Consider the following 626-nt stretch of genomic DNA (forward strand, 5'->3'; position numbering starts at 1 on the left):
AAAAGAAAGATTACGATCTGATGGAAGGGATCCTGATCTGCTTGAGCCAGGATGAAGAGGAGGCTTCCGGATCGGATCTGCTTGATTTTCTGAATACGACATTCAGGAAAACGATGAGCGCGAAAGAAAAGAGAAAGATCTTGGAAGAAAAGTATTCGATCCCATTTGATCAAGAACTAGAAGAGGAGATGGAAACGATGGATGGAGCATTCAGCAGCGCGTACAAGAGCAGTTTGGAAAGAAAAGGAATGAAGCGAGGAAAGATGCAAGGAATCGAACAAGAAAAAAGAGAAACAATCCAGGCTCTATTCCAAATGAATCGTTTTTCGCTTCAAGAAATCGCAACGATCGCAAGATGTCCGATTGAAAAGATTCTAGAGATCCAAGAAGAATTAGAACAATAAAAATAACAGTCTGGTAAGTGACCGGGCTGTTATTTTTATGGCTTTTGTTCTGGAGAATTGGTGTGCAAGTTCCAGCATGAATCGTAAGCGGGAATTAAAACAGCGGGTAGCAGCCTGATGAAAGTTAAAGTAGAGTAACCACAGGAGGTGGCTACCCTATGGAAACGAATACCACTGCTCATAATGAAGATCTTGTATTTACCGAGATTCCTTTTCCAAAAA

The 626-nt window shown here is 41.2% G+C and carries 1 protein-coding gene; it reads left to right on the plus strand.

Annotation, left to right across the window (positions count from 1 at the left end):
* On the plus strand, positions 1–404 hold a 404-nt coding region (locus BO225_RS12445; RefSeq protein ID WP_198936141.1), incomplete at its 5' end, for a hypothetical protein.
* Positions 405–626 lie beyond the last annotated feature (222 nt).

Source organism: Dubosiella newyorkensis (genome assembly GCF_001945605.1).
Classification (GTDB): domain Bacteria; phylum Bacillota_I; class Bacilli_A; order Erysipelotrichales; family Erysipelotrichaceae; genus Dubosiella; species Dubosiella newyorkensis.